Origin of the sequence: Acinetobacter sp. CWB-B33, from assembly GCF_039655955.1 — a bacterium.
Lineage (GTDB): Bacteria > Pseudomonadota > Gammaproteobacteria > Pseudomonadales > Moraxellaceae > Acinetobacter > Acinetobacter bouvetii.
On record NZ_JAGFEU010000009.1, the window covers coordinates 1 to 19500 of the forward strand.

Annotated in this window: 15 protein-coding genes and 1 pseudogene; 7 read left to right on the plus strand and 9 right to left on the minus strand. The window is 44.7% G+C overall.

All coding sequences use genetic code 11. The features are described 5' to 3' along the window. Positions 1–122: 122 nt before the first annotated feature. Positions 123–698, minus strand: coding sequence for a peptidylprolyl isomerase (locus JZ784_RS17010; protein WP_346315718.1), 576 nt, complete (start codon positions 696–698; stop codon positions 123–125). 101 nt (positions 699–799) lie between these two features. Here JZ784_RS17010 and JZ784_RS17015 point away from each other — a divergent pair. Beyond that, positions 800–1461: pseudogene (locus tag JZ784_RS17015) on the plus strand (hypothetical protein). Positions 1462–1494: 33 nt separating this feature from the next. On the opposite strand, the gene JZ784_RS17020 reads toward JZ784_RS17015, so the two are convergent. After that, positions 1495–2568, minus strand: a complete 1074-nt coding sequence (locus tag JZ784_RS17020) for an alpha/beta hydrolase fold domain-containing protein (protein ID WP_346315743.1) — start codon at positions 2566–2568, stop codon at positions 1495–1497. A gap of 197 nt (positions 2569–2765) precedes the next feature. Here JZ784_RS17020 and JZ784_RS17025 point away from each other — a divergent pair, with 197 nt between their 5' ends. From JZ784_RS17025 to JZ784_RS17045, 5 genes are all read left to right on the plus strand, one after another. Beyond that, a complete protein-coding gene (locus JZ784_RS17025; RefSeq protein WP_346315719.1) occupies positions 2766–3242 on the plus strand; it encodes a hypothetical protein in 477 nt (158 codons plus the stop codon). A 1064-nt stretch (positions 3243–4306) separates the two neighbouring features. Continuing rightward, positions 4307–4849 carry a nucleotide exchange factor GrpE gene (grpE, locus tag JZ784_RS17030; RefSeq protein ID WP_005006455.1) on the plus strand — a complete coding sequence of 181 codons (543 nt, stop codon included), beginning with the start codon at positions 4307–4309 and terminating at the stop codon, positions 4847–4849. A gap of 121 nt (positions 4850–4970) precedes the next feature. Then, entirely contained in the window at positions 4971–6911 is a 1941-nt protein-coding gene (gene dnaK / locus JZ784_RS17035) for a molecular chaperone DnaK (RefSeq protein ID WP_346315720.1), read from the plus strand. Between the two features lie 133 nt (positions 6912–7044). Continuing rightward, entirely contained in the window at positions 7045–7959 is a 915-nt protein-coding gene (locus JZ784_RS17040) for a matrixin family metalloprotease (RefSeq protein WP_346315721.1), read from the plus strand. Positions 7960–8073: 114 nt separating this feature from the next. After that, positions 8074–8457, plus strand: coding sequence for a hypothetical protein (locus tag JZ784_RS17045; RefSeq protein ID WP_171065485.1), 384 nt, complete (start codon positions 8074–8076; stop codon positions 8455–8457). Between the two features lie 88 nt (positions 8458–8545). Here the strand turns inward: JZ784_RS17045 and erpA are convergent, their stop codons facing one another. The 4 genes from erpA to JZ784_RS17065 form a co-directional block, all read right to left on the minus strand. Next, positions 8546–8881 carry an iron-sulfur cluster insertion protein ErpA gene (gene erpA, locus JZ784_RS17050; RefSeq protein WP_346315722.1) on the minus strand — a complete coding sequence of 112 codons (336 nt, stop codon included), beginning with the start codon at positions 8879–8881 and terminating at the stop codon, positions 8546–8548. 111 nt (positions 8882–8992) lie between these two features. After that, complete coding sequence (locus tag JZ784_RS17055; protein ID WP_165381209.1) at positions 8993–9994, minus strand: putative solute-binding protein; 1002 nt, start codon at positions 9992–9994, stop codon at positions 8993–8995. Positions 9995–10242: 248 nt separating this feature from the next. Beyond that, positions 10243–11253, minus strand: a complete 1011-nt coding sequence (locus JZ784_RS17060) for a putative solute-binding protein (protein ID WP_005006466.1) — start codon at positions 11251–11253, stop codon at positions 10243–10245. A gap of 257 nt (positions 11254–11510) precedes the next feature. Next, entirely contained in the window at positions 11511–12518 is a 1008-nt protein-coding gene (locus JZ784_RS17065; protein ID WP_346315723.1) for a putative solute-binding protein, read from the minus strand. 223 nt (positions 12519–12741) lie between these two features. Between JZ784_RS17065 and JZ784_RS17070 the strand changes: the two genes are divergently transcribed. Further along, a complete protein-coding gene (locus JZ784_RS17070) occupies positions 12742–14676 on the plus strand; it encodes an ATP-binding cassette domain-containing protein (RefSeq protein ID WP_018572692.1) in 1935 nt (644 codons plus the stop codon). A 679-nt stretch (positions 14677–15355) separates the two neighbouring features. On the opposite strand, the gene JZ784_RS17075 is transcribed toward JZ784_RS17070, so the two are convergent. From JZ784_RS17075 to recF, 3 genes are all read right to left on the minus strand, one after another. Beyond that, positions 15356–15724: a hypothetical protein gene (locus tag JZ784_RS17075; RefSeq protein ID WP_346315724.1), complete on the minus strand. Its 369-nt coding sequence runs from the start codon at positions 15722–15724 to the stop codon at positions 15356–15358. A 166-nt stretch (positions 15725–15890) separates the two neighbouring features. Next, positions 15891–18362 carry a DNA topoisomerase (ATP-hydrolyzing) subunit B gene (gene gyrB / locus JZ784_RS17080; RefSeq protein WP_130148416.1) on the minus strand — a complete coding sequence of 824 codons (2472 nt, stop codon included), beginning with the start codon at positions 18360–18362 and terminating at the stop codon, positions 15891–15893. Positions 18363–18415: 53 nt separating this feature from the next. Further along, on the minus strand, positions 18416–19498 hold the full coding sequence (gene recF / locus JZ784_RS17085) for a DNA replication/repair protein RecF (protein WP_346315725.1): 1083 nt from the start codon (positions 19496–19498) through the stop codon (positions 18416–18418). Positions 19499–19500: the final 2 nt, after the last annotated feature.

The window sequence follows — 19500 nt, forward strand, 5'->3', positions numbered from 1 at the left end:
GCTTTTAACAGCTTGTTTTACTGTGTGTTTCTTTTTTATGCGCCAAAATGGCGCATAAAAAAGCAATTAAAACCCTAAAGCAATGATTTTAAATCATAAATGCAAATGTTTTATTATTTACTTTATTTTTCATTTTTTTGCGCTGCCGGTGCTTTTATCTTCACACTTTGAATCAGCACAAGGCTTTGCGGTACATTTTGATGCACGCCGCGGTTAACAGTGGGCACTTTTTCAATCTTATCGACCACGTCCATACCTTTAATCACTTTACCGAAGACCGCATATCCTGCATTCATTGCACTTTTATTCAAAAAGTCATTGTCTACCGTATTAATGAAAAATTGACTGCTTGCAGAATTTGGGTCATTGGTGCGAGCCATTGCCAAAGTGCCCCGCGTATTCTTCAAACCGTTGTAAGATTCATTCTTAATAGGCGCGCGCGTTTGCTTTTCTGCCATCTGCGCATCCATACCGCCGCCCTGGATCATAAAGCCAGGAATCACACGATGGAAAATCGTGCCCCGGTAAAAGTCCGCCTTAATATAGTCTTCAAAGTTTTTTGCAGAAATTGGCGCTTTGTCATTGTAAAGCTCTATTTCAATGGTGCCCTGATTGGTCTTCATCTCTACAATACTGTTATCGGCCCATGCATTAAGGCTTATAGCAGCAACTGTGGCAAAAAGTGCTTGTTTTAACATGCGTTGACTCATCTCTTTAAAGTTGTATTTATTGCTGGCGATATTTTAGCCTCTCATACAGAATAAAGCAGTAGCTTTGCTCTATATAAATGAGAAAACTAATGAAGCAGCATTTACGGAGCAGCCGGACGCTGACCCATCCCCCTCCCTAGCGCCTCCAAGGAGAAGCTTTTATTTTAAACTACTGGCTAACGCCTTCCTTTATACAGAGGTGCAAATATTTCCGTCAGGCTGCATCACCCCTTGGCCGCATGGTTCAAGTTTTACTGGTGCGCTATCACAGTTCACCCATTGGGCCTTATGATGAGCTGCTCATTCTCGATCATCCTTTGATCTCCAAATTGCGCCTCAATTCTATTCCCAAATTTTTTGTATCGACTGAAGCTTCTGTACAGCATGGCCAGCAGCTTTGGGGGATTCCTAAAGAGCTGGCGGAATTTAAATGGCAGGAACAAGGGCAGGAAACCTGCTGCACAATCCATTTTGCGCAGCAAAGCATGCAATTGCATTTAAAAAAATCAAAAAAATCGCATAGTTTTTCAATTCGCAGTGACTGGCTTCCAACAGCCGCTTTAAGAATTTGCCAGGCATGGCAAGGGAAGCGTTATCAGTTTTCGCCCCAATTTCGTGGACATTTAGCTAAACTTCATTCAGTGCAGTGGAAAAAAACACAGGATATTTTTCTAAAGCGCGTTATTTGCAGAGTTTTTATGTTTCAGAATTTGAATTGATTTTTCCAGAAGTGCAAATACAGCAGAAATAAGAAAGGTGTTTCACGTGAAACACCTTCCGATGCTTAACTGCCTTTTTTATCCCAAAATTTGCGGAAGTTTTTGCTGATCTCAATCACGTATTTTTTAGCGCGGAAAGAAACAGGCGTTAAATTGATAAAGCCATGCGTCTGATCGGCATATTCCTGATAATGCACCTTAATGCCATGCTGACGCAGTTTATGCGAATAAATTTCCGCCTCATCATGCAGTACATCATGACCCGCTGTAATGATATAAGCCGGCGCTAATTTTTCAAATTTTCCGTATGTGGGCGAAATCAGCGGATCATCCAGCGCTATTTGGTGCTGTTCTGCATAATAGTCTGTGACGCAATCGATATCCGCCGCTGTCAGCACTAAACCTTCTTTGTATGCAAAGAATGAAGGATGGCGGCTTTTAAAATCCACCACAGGGTACAGCAGCAGCTGCGCTTGCGGCGCATAGGCTTTCTGCGCTGTGCGCTGCGCAACCACCGTTGCAATATTGCCGCCTGCACTGTCACCGGCCACGGCGATGCGGCCTTTTAAAATTTTCAATTGCCGGCTGTTTTGATACACCCATGCCAGCGCATCTTCACAGCACTGAATCACCTGTTTCGGGCCAGCTTCAGGCGCCAGCGGATAATCAATGCTGAGCACTTGCGCTTTGGCATGCACAGCCAGCAGCCTGCACACTTCATCATGCGTATCTATATTGCCCACCACAAAACCGCCGCCATGATAGAACACAATCATCGGCAGCTTCTTATTCGGCGCAGAATGGTAATGCCGGGCAAATACGGTGCCGCTTTGCAAAGGCAAACGCAGGTCTTCAACTTGCTTGACTGGTGTCGGCTTAACTTTAATCGACTGCATCTGCAAATCAAATGCCTTGCGCGAACGCTGCACATCTGCGCCGATAAAACCCGTTTTCCCCTGTTTAAGCTGAGCCGCCATCATGCATTTAATCAAAGGATCCAGTTCTGGAAACACATAGGGATAGCCCAAGCCTTTCGCTAAGCGCTCCTGTACAAAACCCGGCAGCTTATCCAATGCGCGGCCTGCAGCGCCTTGGCCCTTTTCCAAAAAACCTTGCATTTTCTGATTAAACGCAGTCATTGCGGACATCCTTTTATCCATTCTTCATAATTTCTACATGATCAGCCTTTGTGTGACCATTTTCTTATACAAGTCTAAACAAGCAAATACACAGCCTATCGCATCCTAAGCTAAGCTTCTTTCAAGAGCATGTCATTGACAATTTTCATTCAATTTCTGGAGTTTTTTGCTGCTCCATTTGACATAGGATCCAGACCATGGCTAAAAAAATTATTCTGCTGTCTTTGGCGACAGCATTTATGGCTGTTGGCTGCGTCGCTTTTCCAGATGACGGCTACCATGATGGCCGTTATGATCATGGCCGCAATTATGGATACGGCTATGACCGCGACTACGATTACCGTTATGACCGTGAACGGGACCGCCAGCGCTGGGAATACCAGCAGCGCAGCCGCCTTGAACAGGAGCGGCGCAGACAGGAAATTGAACGCCGCAACTGGGAACAAAACCGTAAAAACCAGCAGGACTGGGAACGTAAAAGAAATGCAGCTGAACGCCAGCGCTTAGAGCAGCAGCGTCAAAAAGCGCAGCATGACCGCGATAAACGCAATGAATATGACCGTAAAAAACGCGATCAAGCGCAGCAGCATCCGGAACAGCGCAAGCAATGGGATCACCAGCGCCAGCAGCAAAACAAACGCTGGAATGATTCACGGCGCCAGCAGAATGACTGACCCAGCCGTTTGCTCTCTTTAAACAGCTTAAAATCAAATAAGCCCTGATAGATAGGCTTGTTTGATTTAAACATATGGATAATGCATAAAACCCAGCCTGACAAAACCCTCTTTATAGCCACACCTGTTACTTTTGAATACTGCAGTCCAAGCCTCTGTCGCCCTATCTGAGTAAAAAAAAGTGTGTAGGCTGCTCATCCAGCATGACTGTTCAATGCCTAGCAACAGCAGCTGTTTATATGTTGACTGCTTCGCTACATAACGCCCTCAGAAAGGCATGCTGAAAACTCAAAAAAATCTCTGTTGCGCTGCAGGCTGTTCTGTCACTGGAAGCCACTTGAGCCGTTGCAGGCATTATGCGCTTTTGATGTGCAGCTGAAGCAAACTGCTGCATTTTAAGTTCACAAATATGGCCTGCCTGTTAAACGCATATCGGCTCAGCAAAAAAAAAGCTGATTCAGAAGGTGAATAAGCCATGAAAAACACATTTCAAAAAACAAGAAGAAACTACAGCAATAGAATCGAGGTGCAATCATAAAAATTTGATCATTTTTTGTGAAATATTTTATTAAGCTGCTATTAAAAGCTTTTATATGCAAACATTGATCGCACTAAAAAAATGATCCGCTGCGGCACTCATCCTGAAGAATCTTACAAATTTGACGGCTGTCACCATATCCCTCTTTTCAAAGATATGGCCGCTTCCCATGGACCATATTATGCTTTTGACTCTCTGGAAGGGAAACAGCTGAAAATTATCAGCAAAGCCTCTTTTAACAATTAGAAACCTATTATTTAACAAATAGAAACCTATTATCCACTAAAACAATAATTTATTTTTTATAAAAATAAGTGAAGATTCACTGTCTTTACCATGATTTAACCGGCTTTTATCATAAAAAGTATTAATTAATGAGTCTGTTCGCTTGAATTTTTACAGCCAGCCCCGACTTCTTTACTAATCATGAAATTTAGCAAATCATGGCAGTTCAGAATTAACGCAGTTAGAACTGGCACCAACAGGACTGTACATGTTTAAGAACCCATTTAAACGGAGTAAATCAATGGCGACTGAGCACAACCAAGACGTTCAAGATCTAGAGCAGGCTGCAGAACCTGAAGCGAAAACTCAGGCTGAAAACGAGCAAGCTGAAGTTTCAGTTGAAGATTTACAGGCAACAATCACCAATTTAGAAGAAAGCTTGAAACTTGAAAAAGCGCGTACTGCTAACGCAGTGTATGAAGCGCAAAAAAGTGTTGAGCGTATTCAGCGTGAAGCAGAAAAACACAAAGAAACGGTGCTTGAAAAATTTGCTAAAGAGTTGCTGGATTCTGTCGACAACCTGGAACGCGCAATTGCCGCAGCCGGTGAAGAAGAAACGCCTGTGCTTGAAGGCGTCAAGCTGACCCTGAAATCATTACTGACCACACTGGAAAAATTCGGCGTGGCGGAAGCCGATACCGCGAATGGCTTCAATGCTGACCTGCATCAGGCAGTCGGGATTGATCCAAATGCGAAAGCCGGCCAAATTGGCACCGTATTGCAAAAAGGCTACACCTTAAATAGCCGCCTGCTTCGCCCTGCGATGGTCATGGTTGGCGGATAAACCTTTAAATTCGAGAGTTTGTTAAAAATTTTCATCAAAAGAACTTGAAAAATTTTGAACGGCTCTCATATCGGATAACAAGCAAAAACATTGCAAAAAAAATTTTGGAGGAAATCATCTAATGGCTAAAATCATTGGTATTGACTTAGGTACAACAAACTCTTGCGTAGCCGTACTTGAAGGCGACAAAGTTAAAGTCATCGAGAATGCTGAAGGCGCTCGCACAACCCCATCTATTATTGCGTATAAAGATGGTGAAATTCTGGTAGGCCAGTCTGCTAAGCGTCAAGCAGTGACTAACCCGAAAAACACATTATTCGCAATCAAGCGTTTGATCGGCCGTAAGTACCAAGACCAAGCGGTACAAAAAGATATTGGCCTGGTTCCTTACAAAATCATTCAGGCTGGCAACGGCGATGCATGGGTTGAAGTTAACGACAAACAGCTTGCGCCGCAGCAAATCTCTGCTGAAATCTTGAAAAAGATGAAGAAAACAGCTGAAGACTACTTAGGCGAAACCGTTACTGAAGCCGTGATTACTGTGCCTGCCTACTTTAACGATGCACAGCGTCAAGCAACTAAAGATGCAGGTAAAATTGCAGGTCTTGATGTTAAACGCATCATCAACGAACCAACTGCTGCGGCACTTGCGTTCGGTATGGACAAAAAAGAAGGCGATCGTAAAATCGCGGTTTATGACTTAGGCGGCGGTACATTCGACGTATCAATCATTGAAATCGCTGACCTTGATGGCGACCAACAAATCGAAGTGTTATCAACAAACGGTGATACTTTCCTTGGCGGTGAAGACTTTGACAACGCGTTAATTGAATTCTTGGTTGAAGAATTTAAGAAAGAACAAAGCGTAAACTTGAAGAATGATCCGCTTGCGTTGCAGCGTTTGAAAGAAGCGGCTGAAAAAGCCAAAATTGAGCTTTCTTCGTCAAATGCAACTGAAATCAACCTTCCATATATCACGGCTGATGCGACTGGTCCTAAACACTTAGTGATCAACGTAACACGTGCAAAACTTGAAGGTTTAGTTGCTGACTTGGTTGCCCGTACAATTGAGCCTTGCCGTATCGCGCTTAAAGATGCTGGTCTTTCGACTTCTGACATCTCTGACGTGATCTTGGTGGGCGGTCAGTCTCGTATGCCAATGGTTCAGCAGAAAGTACAAGAATTCTTCGGTAAAGAGCCGCGTAAAGACGTGAACCCTGACGAAGCAGTGGCGATTGGTGCTGCGATTCAAGGTGCGGTATTGTCTGGTGACAAAACTGACGTGCTTCTTCTTGACGTTACTCCGTTGACACTTGGTATCGAAACCATGGGTGGCGTGTTAACAGCAATTATTGAGAAAAACACCACGATTCCTGCGAAGAAATCTCAAGTGTTCTCAACTGCTGCGGACAACCAACCAGCTGTAGACATTTCTGTGTTCCAAGGTGAACGTAAAATGGCTCAGCAAAACAAATTGTTGGGTAACTTCCAATTGGGCGACATTCCACCTGCTCCACGTGGTGTACCGCAAATTGAAGTATCGTTCGACATCAATGCTGACGGTATCTTAAAGGTATCTGCGAAAGATAAGAGCACTGGTAAAGAGCAATCAATCCAGATCAAAGCAAACTCAGGTTTGTCTGATGCTGAAATCGAAGCAATGATCAAAGATGCTGAAGCGAATGCAGAAGAAGACCGTAAGTTTGAAGAGTTAGCAAAAGCACGCAACGAAGCGGATGCCCTTGTATCTTCTGCTCAAAAAGCAGTGAAAGATCTTGGCGAGCAAGTAACTGCTGACGAAAAAACTGCGATCGACACTGCAGTTTCTGAGTTGGAAGCAGCTGCAAAAGAAAATGATGTAGATGCGATTAAAGCGAAAACTGAAGCGCTTCAAAACATCATTATGCCGATCACGCAGCGCGCTTATGAAGCGGCGCAAGGTCAAGGCGGCGCTGAAGGCTTTGATCCAAACGCATTCCAAGGCGGTGAAGGTCAACAGCAAAAAGCGGACGACGGCGTTGTAGATGCTGAGTTCACTGAAGTGAAAGATGACAAAAAATAATTTGTCTCTTTGATCTGACTCGAAAGAGTTAAAAAAAAGCCGCGCGAAAGCGCGGTTTTTTTATGCCCATAATGATTTTAAAACCGCTTATTTTCAGTTAAATTACATTAAATACTAAAATTTATAATGACTTATGCGCATTGTTATCATTGCTTTCATCACCCTGACTCTACTTTTTTTTCACTTTCAAACGAGAAATAATTTTCAGCTGCGCTATAACGCATGGTCTGACCGCATCATGCATCCGCTGGATACCCGCCTGCGCTATCAGATTGCAGAAGTTGACCCGCGTTTTGGCATGAGTAAAGAACAAGCGATTCAGCTCAGCAAAGAAGCCATTCAAATTTGGCATGACGGGACACAAAAACAGCTGTTTGTCTATGATGACCAAGCCCAGCTGAAAATTAAGCTGATTTATGATGCGCGGCAGGAAAACTACAATGCCTTTAAAAAGACCCAGCAGGAACTGGATCAGGAACACAGCAGCAATCAGCGCATATCCGGCAATTTAGATGTCTCTAAAAGCAGTTTAGAGCAAATGCAGCAAAGCCTGCGTCAAGAGCAGATCCAGCTGCGGGCTGAAGCTGATTATCTGAATCAGCAGCGCATGAGCTGGAGCCGAATTGAAAATGAGCAGGGAGAAAACCGCCAGCGCATTGAAGCGCAATATCAAGCCCTGAAAGAAAAAGCTCAGCAGCTGCAGCGCAATATTGCCTACTACAATCAAATGAATGCGCAATATAATCAGCAAGTGGGCCAGCACAACAGCAGCATTGAGCGCTACAACTGGAATGTCATGCAGGCCAAAAACCGGTTTCCGCCGCGTGAATTTCATAAAGGTGTTTTTATGGGCGATCAAATCCAAATTTATCAGTTTGATACCGAAGATGATTTGCGCCTTACCCTGGCGCATGAATTAGGCCATGCGCTGGGCTTAGGCCATCATGCCGATCCAGAAGCCTTAATGTACCCTGTTTTAGGTGAACAGGATCTGCAGCATTTTAAGCTGAAGCCTGCCGATCAAAGCCTGCTGTATGCGCGCCGGTAATGCGCTACAGATGTAAAAATCCTTAATTTTTCTATGTCTTTATCACGGATTTAAACTACAAAAAACTGAATTCATGCTATTGTGGACAGTCAAACCAAATCTAAATACATTTGAGTGGAGAGCAATGTGAGTTACTACCATATCTTAATTGAAGTGAATGACCACATCAGCACGATTGAGCAAACCCGTGATATCGAAATCTTTGATATTATTGAGATTCAACCCTATCTCCATTCAATTTTGCTTCCGTTCTTTAATGAGCAGCTGATTGAGCTGGAAGATGAAAATCTAGAATTTAAAGATGTGCTGCGTTTGGAAGTGAAGCAAACCCTGCTGCCGATTAATGATTTAATCGAAGAAGAACAAAAACTGCTGCCCAGCGATACAGATGTGACTATTACCGCTTATGAAATTTTCAATAACCGTGATTTAAGCCAGGATGTCACCACTATTATTTTTGACCTGCTGGAAGCGATTAAGCTGGATCCGGAAGCCTAGTTCTTTTCAGGCAATGCCATTTTAAGATGCCATCAGCATAAAAAAAAAGCCCTCTTCCAAGGGCTTTTTTATGAACCGTTGTTCAGTCTTAAATAGAGAAAGATGAACCGCAGCCGCATGTGGTTGAAGCATTCGGGTTTTGAACTACAAAACGGGAACCTTCCAATCCTTCGATATAATCGACTGTTGAACCCACTAAATATTGGTAGCTCAGAGAATCCACCAGCATTTTCACATCGCCATTGCTGTATTCCGCATCATCTTCATTTTGGCTTTCTGCAAAATTGAAGCCATAAGAGAACCCTGAACAGCCGCCGCCTGTTACATAAACACGCAGCATCAACTCCTGATTACCTTCACTGTCACGCAGTTGACGTACTTTATTGGCAGCATTTTCAGTCAGCACAAGTGCTTGGGCATTCATGGTCAATTCCTCTGTTCGGTTCAGATCTTTAAAAAAAGACTATATTTCAAGTATAGCATACTCGATATATGGGCAGTCTTGCAGATTAAAAGTCAATTCAGAGCAATTCTATCAGGATTGTTTATAGTTCTCATCCTGTAAGGCGCATTCGAAGTTTTTCGGGTCCTGCTTGCAGCGAAATTGCCACAGCAGCTTCATCATGCGTTTCTCATACACGCCGCGCTTCGTTAAATCAATCCGCGCTTCACGCATCATTTTTTGATAACCGGGACGGTCCGCCACCGGTACATCCATCCAGTATTTGCTTGGAATATCTGATTTCATTTTGCCTAAAATAGAAAAGGCGCGCGGCAGCTGGCCTTTCACCCAGTCGCGTGATTTTTGGCCATAGCCTTCAGGAAATTTATCTGGGCGGATAATAATATTGCCTGTCACCTGCAGGATTGGATAATTAACGATAGCGCCTTTAGCGCCCAGGCCTTTGTGCAATTCCAAGGGCTTGAACACAGCCGCAGGCGCGCCGATAATATCAACCTGGCCATTATTGAATTTAGCGCCAAAATTCGTCACGTCCGCGCTGACCGCTTGCGCGCCGACCTGCTGCACCATAATTTTTTGCGCCTCATCATAGTCCAGCACTGCAATTTTTTTGCCTGCAGCTTTCGCGACCGTATTAATGCTGCGGTCATTCACCAGCAAATAGGCATCCCCCACAGGAATTACCCCAGCGACTTCGTATTTGCCATGCACCATGCTTTTTGAAAATGCTGGATTGGCAAGCCCTTGCATCACTTTTACAGCAAGCTTCAAATCCGGAATGGCGCCAATTGCATCCAATGAGCCTGTAAACGAGTTAAATTGACGGCCGCGCATACCAGTTACACTGATGCCGTCACATTTGCCTGCTTTAAAATCTTCAGCAATCACTGCTTCATTCTGTCCCACACGCAGCTCTATATCAGCGCCCCAAGTTTTTGCGGCCAGCTGATAGTCTTTCATCAGCGCATATACATCACCGCTCTTACCCACCAAGTCAAATACGCATACCACTTGTTTCGCCTGAACGGCGCCAGCGGCGGCCATTAATCCTGCAGTTAATGCGCATGCTTTCATCCATTGCTTCGCCATATTTTTCTTTCCTTTTGAGTGCTGCTATTCTTGCTTTTATATTTGGGTTTATTTTTATGCCCATTGTTTTGCTTATCGGCATGCTGCGCTTTTTCTGTTCCGCACCATAAGCTGAAGAACCTTCTGCGTTGATATCATTGCGCGCTTCACCGTTCTGCTCAATGGCGAAACTGACAAATCATCATGTAAAAAAAGCCTAGAATCATCTAGGCTTTTTTTTGTTAAAAATCAAACTATTCACCGCCAAGTGAACATTCAAAATTTGCCTTATCGACAGAACAGCGCGCTTTTTTCAGCACTGACATCATGCCCGGATCATAAATGCCGCGCTTGGTCATATCCATGCGGCCTTCACGCAGCAGTTTTTGATATTTGGTTTTATCTTCCGCTGTCAGATTCAGCTTATATTTTGCTGGAATGCCGGCTTCTAAACGGCTGATCATAGCAAAACTCTTCGGCAGGTTTTTCACAAACCAGTCCCGTGACTTTTGGCCAAAGCCTGCTGGAAACTGATCTGGACGCACAATAAAGTCAGCGGTCACCTGCAGGACAGGAAAATTGAACATTGCGCCATTGCTGCCTAAGCCTTTGTAAATTTCCAACGGCTTATACGCATATGCTGGCGCGCCAACCATATCGACCTGCCCATTATTGAACTTCGCCACAAAGTTGGAAACATCTGAAATCACCGCCTGCGCACCTACACGCTGCACCATGATTTTTTGCGCTTCGTCATAGCCGAGCACAGCAAATTTTTTACCGGCCGCTTTTTCAATTGAGTCGATTTTTTTATCCCGGACAAAAATGAAAGCTGAACCTAAAGGCGCAATGCCGGCCACTTCGTATTTTTTACCGCCTAAATTGCTGACCATTTTGCTTTCATTGCGCTTGTCCAATGCAAAGGTAATCGCACGCTTGGCAATTTCATTGCTTGGCGCACCGCCTAATGCATCAATAGAGCCGGCAAATTTATTGTATTGACGCGCGCGCATGGCCGTCATAAATACACCGTCACATTTTCCAGCTTTAAAATCATTATCCGCAACAGCTTCATCCTGACGCGGAATCAAATTTACTTCAGCACCCCAGCCTTTTGCCGCCAATGCCCATTCCTGAGCCATCTGAAAAGATTCACCGGATTTACCCAGCAAATCAAATACGCAGACATCGACTTTTGCTGCCTGTGCAGTTCCTGCAAGTCCAATTGCAGAAAATGCCGCCAATGAGAGGAGTGTTTTTTTCATTGTATTTATCCTTTTAGAATCTTTTTGTTTCAAGGGTGTCCGTACACACTGCAGATATTAAGCAAGTTATTTTTAAAAAAATAGAGCATTTGCTCCATTTATTTATGTCATTTCAGTCTATTCTGCCAATCCAGCTTCATTAGATTTAAGATATTTATTAAATTTTAATTATTTATTAATTACTTATACTAAATTCACCTCAGATCAATAATCGCGCTTAATGTGCTTATTTTTACAAACTTATAAAATAATACTGCTTATTCGCCGCTGAGGGAGCATTCAAAATTGGTTCTTTCTACGGTGCAGCGCGCTTTTTTCAGCACCGTCATCATCACAGCGTCATACGTTCCCTGAGCTGTTAAATCCATACGGCCGTCACGCAGCAGTTTTTGATACGCCGCTTTCTCCTCTTTCGTCAGCTGTATTCTATATTTGGATGGAATCTCAGCTTCCATGCGTTTCACCATCGCAAAACTTTTAGGAAGCTGCTTCACAAACCAGGCGCGGGACTTGACTGCATAACCTTCAGGAAATTCACTTTGACGCAGCACCAAATCAGCGGTGACATTCACGACAGGAAAATCGATCATGCCGCCTTTGCTGCCAAGGCCTTTGTATATCTCCAATGGCTTGAATGCATAAGCCGGCGCAGCGACAATATCTACCTCATTTTGATTAAATTTTCGGATAAAATTTGAAATGTCAGACATCACTGGTATAGCGCCAATCCGTTCCACCATCTGCTTCTGTGCACGGTCATAATGCAAAATAGCAAATTTCTTTCCTTTGGCTTTTTCAATAGTATTCAAACTGCGGTCTTTGACAAAAATATAGGCCGAACCGATCTGGCCAATGCCTGCAACTTCATAAGCATCATTGCCCATTTTAGTCACAAGGCGCTTGTTGTTGCGGCTATCCAGCACATAGGCAATGGCTTTTTGCGCAATTTCATTGCTTGGCACGCCGCCCAATGCATCAATTGAACCCGCAAATTTGTTATAGGCTCTGGCGCGCATAGAGGTCATATAAAATCCGCCGCAGATCCCCTCTTTAAAATCTTTTTCAACTTTGGCTTCATCCTGATAGGGCAGTAAATTGACTTCAGTCCCCCATGTTTTGCTCAGCAGCGCCCACTCTTCCATCATTTTATAAGATTCACCTGCCTTCCCCAGCAAATCAAAGACACAAATATTCACTTTAGCTTGAATTTGCATGGAGCAGGCCCACATCCCCAGTGCGGATAAAATTAAAATTCCTTTTTTCATTTTTCCTAACCTTGTGCAGTTTACTTATTTTAGTCTTTGAATATAGGCAGATTTTCCAATAGCGCATAGAGCCAAACAGAACTTTCCGACAAATGCGAAATCAATCACACTCAAGTTTTACCCGCTGCTTTCCGCCGTGCAAAAATAAAACAGGCGCATTTTCCATTTTTAAGCCAGCTTCCTTTAGAATAGGCGCATCTTTTGTGTGTGCTTTGACAGTTTCATGATTCAGTTAGATCAGCTTTCTATACGTCGCGGTGGGCGTGTTTTATTTCAAAAAGCGTCCATGCAGTTGCATCCAGGATGGAAAATTGGCTTAACCGGTGTAAATGGTGCTGGCAAGTCCACACTGTTCTCGGCTTTATTGGGCGGTATCGAATCGGACAGCGGGTCACTCACCCGGCCTGCGGTATGGACTGTGGCGCACATGGCGCAAGAAATTAAAGCCTTAAATATGAAGGCTATTGATTTCGTTTTATCCGGCGATGAAGAATACTGGGAAATTCAGCACCAGCTCGAACATCCGGAACAGCTCGACAATGATGCCTTGGCGCATCTTTATGGCCGCTTTGATGAAATCAACGGCTACTCTGCCCCAGCCAAAGCCTCACAATTGATGGCGGGTTTAGGCTTTTTTGAGCACCAGTCTCAATTAGATGTCTCCAGTTTTTCAGGCGGCTGGCGCATGCGCCTCAACCTGGCGCGTACATTAATGAGCCGTTCAGATCTGCTGCTGCTGGATGAACCGACCAACCATTTAGACTTAGATGCCATTTTATGGCTGGAAGACTGGCTTAAAGCATATGAAGGCACTCTGGTGCTGATTTCACATGACCGTGACTTTTTGGACGCCATTACCGATCATATTCTGCATATTGAAAATCAAGAATTGATTATGTATACGGGCAACTATTCAACCTTTGAGCGCACCCGCAGTGAACGCCTGGCGCAGCAGCAGCAAGCTTATGAAAAGCAGCTGGAAACGCGCGCGCATTTGCAAAAATATATTGACCGTTTTAAAGCGCAAGCCACCAAAGCAAAACAGGCGCAAAGCCGGATTAAGCAATTGGAACGCATGCAGGAGCTTTCCGCAGCCCATGTCGATACGCCATTTACCTTCAGCTTCCGTGAACCGACTAAAATGAGTTCACCATTGCTGGAACTGGAAAATGCAGACATTGGCTATGGCGATAAATTAATTGTCACCAATGTGAATCTGCAAATCACCCCCACCAGCCGTATTGGCTTACTGGGCATGAACGGCGCCGGCAAGTCGACACTGATCAAATCCTTAGTCGGCGATTTGCCGTTGCTGCAAGGCCTGCGCAAAGATTCTGAACTGCTGAACATCGGCTATTTCGCCCAGCACCAAATGGATGCCTTGGACGGCAACGCAAGCCCTATGCTTCAATTGGCGCGGATTGCCGATAAAAAAATCAGTGAAGCCAGCCTGCGCTCATTTTTAGGCAGTTTTGGCTTCAGCGGCGAACGCATGGACACACCAAGTGAAAGCTTTTCTGGCGGCGAACGCGCCCGCTTAGCCTTGGCGCTGATTGTTTGGCAGCGTCCGAACGTGCTGATTCTGGATGAGCCAACCAACCATTTAGACTTAGATATGCGCCATGCTTTAACAATGGCGCTGCAGGATTTTGAAGGCGCCGTGGTTTTGGTATCACATGAGCGTCAATTGGTGGCCAGCGTCTGTGATGAATTGATTTTGGTGCATGGCGGTCAAAGCCGCGAGTTTGATGGCGACTTAGTCGCTTATGCTGACTGGCTGCGTCAAGCGCGTATCGACATGATGAAAAATGGCCAAAAGCCGGCCGCACCAGTAAAATCATTAGTTGAGGCTAAACCCGTTATTTCTAAGCTGGATAAAGAAGCGCAGCGCAAAGAAGCAGCGCGGCGCCGTGAAGCCAGCCGGCCGATCCGAAAAAACATTGAAAAATGTGAACAGCAGGTTGAAAAAATGCAGCCCCGCTTGGCGGAAATTGAGAATCTGCTGGGTGACAGCGCCCTTTATGATGCCGGCCGTAAAGATGATTTGCTGAAGCTGATGAATGAGCAGACTGAACTGAAAGGCCGATTAGCGCAGTCTGAAGAACAGATGCTTGAACTGATGATGGAGCTGGAAGAGCTCGAAGCTTCTTTTGATTAATATGCTCGCCTGAATGTTTAAGGACACGATTAAAAGCCCTGCTCTGCAGGGCTTTTTTATTGAACACATAAATATCCAAAACAGTTTCATCGCATTTTTCTGCAAAATCATACGAAACACAATAAAAGCTGATTTTTACAGCCAAAATGATGCAGAAAAAAGTTCCATGCAATCGAAAGAAACGCTTTTAAAAAATTAAATATTTAAAAATCAGATACTTAAAATAAAAATTTTAATTATTAAGTTTTTCTTCAAAATACAAAATATCTATTCTTAAGAATGCCTTAACTAGTGCATTTTTATGGAATTCTCGTCCAAACCAATACATCAGCCCTACAAAAGCCGAAAAATAGCAACACTTCACTCAGCAAAGACCGAAAAAATCTTCTCAGCCTTAAATAAAACAAGACATTGCTCCACCCAAGCGACGCACAGCGATTTAAATTCAAAGAGAATCAGTGCAAATAAATTTAAATAGCATGCTTGTTTTTAAATTCAAATACAGCATTTATTTTTAAATTCATTCTTTTACTTATCTACAGCTGTGGATAAAATTATACGATGACTGCGCTCAATTTTGTAGTTTAAATTTAAAATTTATCCACAGCTGCTGCGGTTTGACAACCCAAATCGCATGCATTTATGGTCAGGCTTCCAGCTTTTTCAGCCTGTGGACAAGTTAATGAAGCACAACTTTTTTGGCCTTCAAAAACCTTAATTCTCGAATTTTCCACGTGCCGTCAAAGACCCAAATTTCTTTAATTTGCTGCTGATTTTCTTCCAAGCCAATCAGCACACAGCATTCAGTCTGATCATGATTAAACTCATATTCTTCATATTCCACATCAGGTTTTTTAGGCTTCCATACGCCATTTTTTACCGCATGCGCAATGCGGTCATAGCGGGTATAATTACTTTCCACACGGCCATCCTGCTCATAAATGGCCTTAAAATGCTCATCCTCATACTGCGCCAATACTTCATAATTTCCCGTAAAAAAAGCATTGACCCAGATATCACGAACTTTTTCCAATTGATTATCTATCATAATGACCTCTCTTTTACCGCATCAAAAATAGCCGTTTTCAGCATCATGACACGTGTATAAGTCAGTTTCATAACAATCAAACTGATTATAATTCAATCAATTTATTTACCATAGCACAAAAAAAACGCCCCGAAGGGCGATTTTTTAAGGCTAATCTGTAAGCAAATTAGGCATCAATATCAGCATTTAATGCATTCTCTTCAATGAATGCGCGGCGCGGCTCCACATCATCACCCATTAAGCAGGCAAACATGCGGTCTGCTTCTATCGCATCCTGAACTGTTACCTGCAGCATGTTGCGGTTTTCAGGATCCATGGTGGTTTCCCAGAGCTGTTCCGCATTCATTTCACCCAGACCTTTATAACGCTGAATCATCATGCCGCGGCGTGAATCCTGCAAAATGTGCTGCCAGACTTGATGGAAGGTGCTGACCGGAATTTTACGCTCGCCCTTTTGCAAGTAGGCGCCGTCTTCAAGCAGCGTAAACCAGCTTCTTGAATTTTTCAGCAGGCGCGCATATTCGCCCGAACCCAGCAAGCCTGAATCCAGCAAGTAATTGTGCGGCAAATTATGAACATAGATCGTAATGCGGGGCAGATAAGTCTGAATTTTATGACCGTCTGCCGTTTCTTTATCCAAAATTTCCAAAGATAATTCTGGACGCAAGCTCGGCTGCGTTTTCGCAATGGATGCGCAAACTTGCTCACCCCATTGCTGCACATAAGCCTGATCTGCAATTTGATCCAGCTTAAAGCCGTCAACCGCAAGCAACGCATCCAATAGGCTGGCAGGATAGCGCAGCGTTAAACGGTGCAGGCTCTTCTGTGACGTCTGGTAATCAGCAATGACTTTCGCTAAAGCGTCACCGCGGATAGCCGGCGCTTCCGCACTGATATGCAATTCCAGCTCATCAATCGCATTTGAAATCAGGTACGTTTCCAACGCGTCATTGTCTTTGATGTACTGTTCCTGCTTGCCCTTTTTCAGCTTGTACAGCGGTGGCTGGGCAATATAGATATAGCCGCGTTCCACCAGCTCAGGCATTTGACGGAAAAAGAAAGTCAGCAGCAGGGTACGGATATGCGAACCATCCACGTCAGCATCGGTCATGATGATGATTTTGTGATAACGCAGTTTGTCCGGATTGTACTCTTCACGGCCAATACCGCAGCCCAAAGCTGTAATTAAGGTGCCGACTTCCTGTGAAGAAATCATTTTGTCAAAGCGCGCACGCTCCACGTTCAGGATTTTGCCTTTCAGCGGCAAAATTGCCTGCATCTTGCGGTTACGGCCCTGTTTTGCAGAACCGCCAGCAGAGTCACCTTCGACCAGATACAATTCAGACAGTGCAGGGTCTTTTTCCTGACAGTCCGCCAGCTTGCCCGGCAGGCCTGCAATGTCCAAGGCGCTTTTGCGGCGGGTCATTTCACGCGCCTTGCGCGCTGCATCACGGGCACGCGCGGCATCAATGATCTTGCCTGCGATAGACTTGGCAGCGGCCGGATTCTCCAATAAATACTCAGAGAACGCTTTATTCATGGCCTGTTCAACAGCAGGCTTCACTTCGCTGGACACCAGTTTTTCTTTGGTTTGCGAAGAGAATTTAGGATCTGGCACTTTTACCGAGACAATCGCAGTTAGGCCTTCACGGGCATCATCACCGGAAACCGCCACTTTCTCTTTTTTGAGCAGGTTTTCGCTTTCCATGTAATTGTTTAAACCGCGGGTCAACGCTGCGCGGAATCCGGCCAAATGCGTGCCGCCATCTTTTTGCGGAATATTGTTGGTAAAGCAGCGGACATTTTCCTGATAGGTATCATTCCATTGCAGCGCCACTTCAACGCCGATTCCGTTTTCAGCCTGGGTTGTAAAATGGAAAATTTCATTCAGATGCGTTTTGCCCTGATTGATGTATTTTACAAACTCAGATAAACCGCCTTCATAATCAAAGACATGTTCTGCATTAATGCGCTCATCGCGCAAAACAATGCGTACGCCGGCATTCAGGAATGAAAGCTCACGCAAGCGGCGCGCCAAAATGTCCACGTTGAAAATGGTCTGGCTGAAAGTTTCCGCACTTGGCCAGAAACGGACAGTCGTCCCGGTTTCATCAGTATTGCCCACAATTTTCAGCGGATACACAGGATCGCCGTGCTTATATTCCTGCTGATGGATATGCCCGGCGCGCTGAATAGTCAGTTCCAGTTTGCTTGAAAGCGCGTTTACAACTGACACGCCCACACCATGCAAGCCGCCGGATACTTTATAGCTGTTGTCGTCAAACTTGCCGCCGGCATGCAGAATGGTCAGAATCACTTCCGCTGCGGACACACCTTCTTCCGGGTGAATATCGGTTGGAATACCGCGGCCATTATCTGAAACACTGACCGACTCATCTTCGTGAATAGTCACCAAAATTTCATCACAGTGGCCTGCAAGCGCTTCATCGATGGCATTATCCACCACCTCAAACACCATGTGGTGCAAGCCTGAACCATCATCCGTATCGCCAATATACATGCCTGGACGCTTACGAACTGCATCCAAACCACGCAATACTTTGATGCTAGAGGAATCATAAGCTTTTTCAGTGGTTTGTTCTGTTTGAGAAGCAGCTTGTTGATCTTCTGAACTCATGGTTTCTCCCTAGTGGAAAAATAGGTCTATCCCAAGACGGGTAAAATCTAAAATCATTGTGCGACAGCCTGAATTTGACCGTTTTCGACTTTGAATAATTGATAGGAAATAGACAAATCACGCAAGTGATTCTGTACAGATTCACGGTCTAAAGTGGTTACAAAAACCTGGCTGCCAAGTTGGCTCAAGCGATCAATTAAACGTTGTTGTGCGGTTAAATCTAATTCTGCTGTCAGATCATCTAATAATACCACAGTTTCCCTGTTGCACGCATGCAGCATTGCAATCTGTGACAGTTTTAAGGCCATAATCAAGAGCTTTTTCTGACCGCGGGAAAGCACGGCTTCGGCGTCACCCAGAGGGGTTTTTAAGCGCAGGTCTGCACGGTGAGGGCCATATTCAGTGTAGCGCCGTTCGATGTCCTTATAATGGCTATTGGTAAGATCATTCAGCAAACCTGTGCCACTGTGAAAGCCTGGGCTGTATTCTAAAGCAATTGCCAAATCCGGCAAAAGCCGCTTTAAATCCTGTTCAAAAAAACCCTTCCATTGCTCAACAGCGCCGGCGCGCTGCATATGCAGCACCTCGCCATAATCACTGAGCATTTTGTTCCACGGCTCCAAATCTGACAGGCTGAGATTGCGGCGGGTTTTCAGCAGGCTGTTGCGCTGCTTTAATGCCCGTGAATAATATTGCCAGGCATGATAGAACTCCGGTTCCACGTGGAACATCATCCAATCCAGCATCTGCCTCCGCGGCTTTGCGCCATGGTCGATAATATCTGTGCTTTGCGGATCAATCAGCTGCAGCGGCAGGATTTTTGCCAGCTGCCCCTGTGTCGCGACCAAATCGCCGTTCACTTTAATCAGCTGTTCGCCAGACTGCATTTTCTGCATGCCGATTTTGTCAGTTGCAGACTGGGCAAATACAATCGCATCCGCTGCATCAGTTTGGATATAATGCTTCGGAATGTGCGTCCGGAAAGAACGCCCTGTCGCCAGTAAATGCACTGCCTCAAGAATAGAAGTTTTGCCTGAACCGTTTTGCCCGTAAAAGACATTAAACGGCTGCAGCTCAGAGAGTGCAACCGTTTTTAAATTACGAACACGTTCTACATGTAAACGCGCAATATGCATAA

Bases quoted from the DNA above. Each gene is read 5' to 3' on its own strand.
- JZ784_RS17010 (WP_346315718.1), bottom strand. From the start codon at position 698: ATGTTAAAACAAGCACTTTTTGCCACAGTTGCTGCTATAAGCCTTAAT.
- JZ784_RS17020 (WP_346315743.1), bottom strand. From the start codon at position 2,568: ATGACTGCGTTTAATCAGAAAATGCAAGGTTTTTTGGAAAAGGGCCAA.
- JZ784_RS17025 (WP_346315719.1), top strand. From the start codon at position 2,766: ATGGCTAAAAAAATTATTCTGCTGTCTTTGGCGACAGCATTTATGGCT.
- grpE (WP_005006455.1), top strand. From the start codon at position 4,307: ATGGCGACTGAGCACAACCAAGACGTTCAAGATCTAGAGCAGGCTGCA.
- dnaK (WP_346315720.1), top strand. From the start codon at position 4,971: ATGGCTAAAATCATTGGTATTGACTTAGGTACAACAAACTCTTGCGTA.
- JZ784_RS17040 (WP_346315721.1), top strand. From the start codon at position 7,045: ATGCGCATTGTTATCATTGCTTTCATCACCCTGACTCTACTTTTTTTT.
- erpA (WP_346315722.1), bottom strand. From the start codon at position 8,881: ATGAATGCCCAAGCACTTGTGCTGACTGAAAATGCTGCCAATAAAGTA.
- JZ784_RS17055 (WP_165381209.1), bottom strand. From the start codon at position 9,994: ATGAAAGCATGCGCATTAACTGCAGGATTAATGGCCGCCGCTGGCGCC.
- JZ784_RS17060 (WP_005006466.1), bottom strand. From the start codon at position 11,253: ATGAAAAAAACACTCCTCTCATTGGCGGCATTTTCTGCAATTGGACTT.
- JZ784_RS17065 (WP_346315723.1), bottom strand. From the start codon at position 12,518: ATGAAAAAAGGAATTTTAATTTTATCCGCACTGGGGATGTGGGCCTGC.
- JZ784_RS17070 (WP_018572692.1), top strand. From the start codon at position 12,742: ATGATTCAGTTAGATCAGCTTTCTATACGTCGCGGTGGGCGTGTTTTA.
- JZ784_RS17075 (WP_346315724.1), bottom strand. From the start codon at position 15,724: ATGATAGATAATCAATTGGAAAAAGTTCGTGATATCTGGGTCAATGCT.
- gyrB (WP_130148416.1), bottom strand. From the start codon at position 18,362: ATGAGTTCAGAAGATCAACAAGCTGCTTCTCAAACAGAACAAACCACT.
- recF (WP_346315725.1), bottom strand. From the start codon at position 19,498: ATGCATATTGCGCGTTTACATGTAGAACGTGTTCGTAATTTAAAAACG.